The organism is Coxiella-like endosymbiont, from assembly GCF_002871095.1.
Lineage (GTDB): Bacteria > Pseudomonadota > Gammaproteobacteria > Coxiellales > Coxiellaceae > Coxiella.
In genome coordinates this window covers 1-4638 of the sequence record NZ_NSHJ01000147.1, presented here as the reverse complement: position 1 = coordinate 4638, position 4638 = coordinate 1, and the positions used below count along the sequence as shown (strand labels likewise).

Below are 4638 nucleotides of genomic sequence, written 5' to 3'. Positions count from 1 at the left end.
AGTAATAAGTGATTAAAGTCGTGGATTTAATTTTCTTAGGTGGTATGATTATGAAAGCCAATCAAACTGTAAAAAATATTATTGAATTTTTTACAAAATATATTTAAAAAATAAAAGATCTAGCTAGAACAGTCTTAGGTAGACTATCTTGTCTCATTATGTAGAAAAGTATTCTGAAATGAATATTACAAAAATTATAGAGTATTACAACACAATATCACGATTTTCTATTGTGACACAATAATCGATCAAAGATGGAGAAACGTTAAGTATTGCTAAAGAAATTACAGCAAAAAGAACGTCATAAATTTTTTATACCTACTAACATTAATTCGATTTTTTTAATAAAGGAAGTGGTGATTTTTAATATGAGATGTTACATTAGATTAATGGAGGCGGTGGGAATTGAACCCACGTCCGTAAATCATCTACCTTTGATGCTACATGCTTAGCATCGTCTATTATTTAGCTAATAACCACCCGACGTGCAGGAAAGATTAACAGCGAGCCCTAAATTTTAACTTTCAAATGACGGGTTATCCTTTGAAAGCGAGCTTATAAAATATGACCATTAGTCAGAATCTATAAGCCAATCCTGATAATGGGAAGCTGCGTTTATTAGGCAGCTACAGCGTATTGTGTATCGTTTGCAGATATACAATTTGCAACTGATAAATTTACGAGCCTTCGTTGCCGGCTCGACATGCGTCTTAGGTTTCAGAATTTACGTCAAAGCCTGATCGCCCCCATGATCACCTTTAAATTTATATCTATTTAAATTTAAATTTGTTTTATATAGAAAGAGAAACTATATTATAAATTAAAAAAGAGAGTATTGTAAAGCTGGCTAAAATTATTTCAGATAGTGAGCGATGATGGTTAAAGTTATTTTCTAGTTTTGCTATATAGTTTTGATGGTACTCTCTAGTTTGTTAAAAAGTACTCACAAAAAAGTACTCACAAAAACGGGGAGGCTAATGGCAACAGGGTAACTTTTTGCTGTTAATTAATTTATGACTATTTTAGTAATTTATTTTTTTATGATCGTAATAACAAATAACACTCTCATATTACTCTCTAATATATTTTGCTTTATCGGAAATTCTAACCTAATGGAAAGATATTATGCCAGATGCAACTTATAATTTTTTTAACCATTAGATATTCATGATAAGTTTTATATAGCTCTTTAAATTATTAATATTTTAAGCTGTTGTTTCTATTTTCTTCTATAAATCGGGTTGAACTCGACATTGGATCTTCCGAATCATAAGATCTTGCTGAGAAAGTTGTTTCAATAAATAAGGACCTAAGTAGTGAACTCGGGTAGCCCAAACTGGGCTTTTTAGATGGAGAGTTAAGGTTCCCTGAGAAAGATTCATAATTCGACAATAAGGAACAATTTCTGGAGGTAAAATTTGATTTAAAAAAGTTTCTAGCGCAAGGATTTTTTGTGCTTTTTGGACAAGTAGTTTAAGTGCATTGCTTTGCAAGCACTCTTTAATTGATTTAGCATCATTAGTTTGCATTTACTTTATTCTGTCAGAAAATTTTTCCCTTCATGCATCAATGATATACAATGCTGGTTATGCTTGGCAATCTTATTAAAAAAATAGTTGGTACTCGCAACGAGCGGTTGCTTAGAAGTTATTCAAAGATAGTCCTCAAAATTAACGCCTTAGAACCCAAGATTAAGGCTCTGTCTGATCAGGTTTTGCGTACCAAAACCAGTGAATTTCAGAAGCGACTTAAAACAGGTGAAACTTTGGACGCACTATTACCAGAAGTGTTTGCTGTAGTGCGCGAGGTGAGTATCAGAACTTTAGGGCTTCGTCACTTTGATGTTCAATTAATAGGGGGAATTGCTCTTCACAATGGTAAAGTTGCAGAAATGCGTACAGGGGAAGGAAAAACCTTGGTAGCAACAATGCCTGCTTATCTTAATGCCCTGACTGGAAAAGGTGTCCATCTTGTTACTGTAAATGATTATTTAGCTAAACGTGATGCGGAATGGATGCAACCTATTTATACATTTCTAGGTTTAACGGTAGGCATTAATTTACCAGGAATGGGGCCTGTAGAAAAACAAGCTGCTTATGCAGCAGATATCACTTATGGTACCAATAATGAATTTGGTTTTGATTATTTACGAGATAATATGGTATTTAGTTTAGACCAACGTGTTCAGCGCCAATTGAATTACATTATTATTGACGAAGTCGATTCAATTTTAATTGATGAAGCCCGAACACCTTTGATTATTTCAGGACAAGCAGAAGAGTCCTCTGATCTTTATATTAAAATAAACAAACTGATTCCCTTTTTAAGATCACAAAAAATGGAAGAAGGAGAAAAACAAAAAGAGGTGGGGGAAGAAGATGCTGGTGATTACACCATAGATGAAAAAAATCGACAAGTTTATTTGACGGAACAAGGTCACCGAACTATAGAAGCTTTGCTTGTAAAAGAAGGGCTTATGAAAGCTGGGGAAAGTTTATATGATGTGGTAAATATGTCATTAATGCATTATGTGTACGCCGCTTTGCGTGCACATGCATTGTTCTATCGGGATGTGCATTACATTATAAAAAATAATGAGGTGATTATTGTCGATGAACATACGGGTCGGTTAATGCCGGGACGTCGTTGGTCTGATGGTTTGCATCAAGCAGTTGAAGCAAAAGAAGCTGTTCCTATTGCATTAGAAAATCAAACCCTGGCGACGATTACTTTCCAAAATTATTTCCGTCTTTATGAAAAGTTGTCTGGAATGACAGGTACAGCTGATACCGAAGCGTTTGAATTACAGAAAATCTATGGTTTAGAGGTTGTTGTCATTCCTACTAACAAACTAATGATTCGCCGAGATGATCCAGATCAAATTTACTTAACTTCTAAAGTAAAACTCCAGGCGATTGTTGAAGAAGTTAAGAAATGTCATGCAAAAGGACAGCCCTTGTTAATTGGAACTGCTTCGATTGAAGCCTCTGAAGTAGTATCACAGCTACTGAAAACAGCTAATATTAAACATGAAGTTTTGAATGCTAAAAATCATGAGCGTGAGGCAAAAATTATTGCTGAAGCAGGGCGTCTTGGAGCAGTGACTATTGCTACGAATATGGCTGGACGTGGAACCGATATTGTTTTAGGTGGAAATTTAGAAGCTGAATTGGCTGAATTAGATAACTTATCTGAAGCAGAAACTAAAAAGCGTAAAGTAGAGTGGCAAAAACGACATGATGCCGTTATTGCAGCAGGGGGGTTACACGTATTAGGAACTGAGCGTCACGAGTCTCGCCGCATTGATAATCAATTACGTGGTCGTTCGGGACGACAAGGTGATCCTGGTTCTTCCCAATTCTATCTTTCAATGGAAGATAATTTGCTACGCATTTTTGCTGCTGAACGAATGTCCAATATGATGCGTCGCTTAGGCGTAAAAGAAGAAGACGTTATTGAACATAAATGGATTAGTCGTGCTATTGAAAAAGCCCAAAAACGTGTGGAAGGAATGAATTTTGAGATTCGAAAGCAGTTGTTAGAGTATGATGATGTAGCTAATGAGCAACGTAAAGTAATTTATCAGCAACGTTTTAAATTATTACAAACCAATAATATTGCTAATATCATTAAAGCAATTCGCGAAGAGGCAGTGAGTGATATGGTGAGTCTTTTTATACCACCTCAAAGTTTAGAAGAAGAATGGGCTGTCGCAGATTTAGAAAAGCAGATTCATGAAGATTTTGGGGTGGCTCTTCCTATTGCGGAATGGCTCGAAAAAGATGTAGCTCTGCATGAAAAAAGATTACATCAGCGGATAATTGATGAAATTATCCATGCCTACAAAACAAAAGAAAAAAGAGTTGGTTTTAAAATTATTCGTGATTTGGAAAAAACAATTATGCTGCAATTGTTAGATGATCATTGGAAGGAGCATTTAGCAGCAATGGATCATTTACGACAAGGGATTTATTTACGTGGTTATGCTCAAAAAAATCCTGCGCAAGAGTATAAGCGTGAATCTTTTGAATTATTCAGGAAAATGTTGGCACGACTTAAGTATGAAGTTGTTGCTACTCTATCAAAATTAGAAATTACGACGGGAAAACAGGTGGCTGAGCAGCAGCAACGATTATTTCAGCAACCGAATATCGAATTGCAATATCAACATCCTGAAATGACTACCCTGCAGCAGAGTGAAACAGATGTTGTTATCTCTGAACCTCAGTCCATTCAGCCTTTTGTACCCTCCCAAAATAAAATCGGACGTAATAAAGCTTGCCCTTGTGGTAGCGGTCAGAAATATAAAAATTGTCATGGAAAATTAAATTAACTGATTATCTGATGAGTGGTTGCTTTATGCATGTTGCTATTACTCTTATTCTTAATTTAGCAAATAAAGTTTTTATTTGATTGTATCATAATATGATATGGTGCAATTAGGGTTTTGGAAGTTTTTTGAAAGAAAATTAGAATTACATGACAATGAAAATAATGATAAAGCACTATATTGAGAATTAAATGCATAGGTAAATATAACATTTTTGAAAGTACAAGCATTTATTAATATTCTTCATTTGTATAAGATAAAAAATTCATATAAGATAAAATTAATTTATTTATACATGTATAAATAAA

2 protein-coding genes and 1 other RNA gene are annotated in these 4638 nt (G+C 34.5%); 1 reads left to right on the top strand and 2 read right to left on the bottom strand.

Annotated features, from left to right (window positions below; genetic code table 11):
* Positions 1–387: 387 nt before the first annotated feature.
* Together ssrA and CLERM_RS03385 are read right to left on the bottom strand one after the other, a co-directional pair.
* Positions 388–748: a transfer-messenger RNA gene (gene ssrA, locus CLERM_RS03390) on the bottom strand.
* A gap of 481 nt (positions 749–1229) precedes the next feature.
* Positions 1230–1529 carry a DciA family protein gene (locus tag CLERM_RS03385; protein WP_102157182.1) on the bottom strand — a complete coding sequence of 100 codons (300 nt, stop codon included), beginning with the start codon at positions 1527–1529 and terminating at the stop codon, positions 1230–1232.
* A 59-nt stretch (positions 1530–1588) separates the two neighbouring features.
* Between CLERM_RS03385 and secA the strand changes: the two genes are divergently transcribed.
* Positions 1589–4333, top strand: a complete 2745-nt coding sequence (gene secA, locus CLERM_RS03380; RefSeq protein WP_195909782.1) for a preprotein translocase subunit SecA — start codon at positions 1589–1591, stop codon at positions 4331–4333.
* Positions 4334–4638 lie beyond the last annotated feature (305 nt).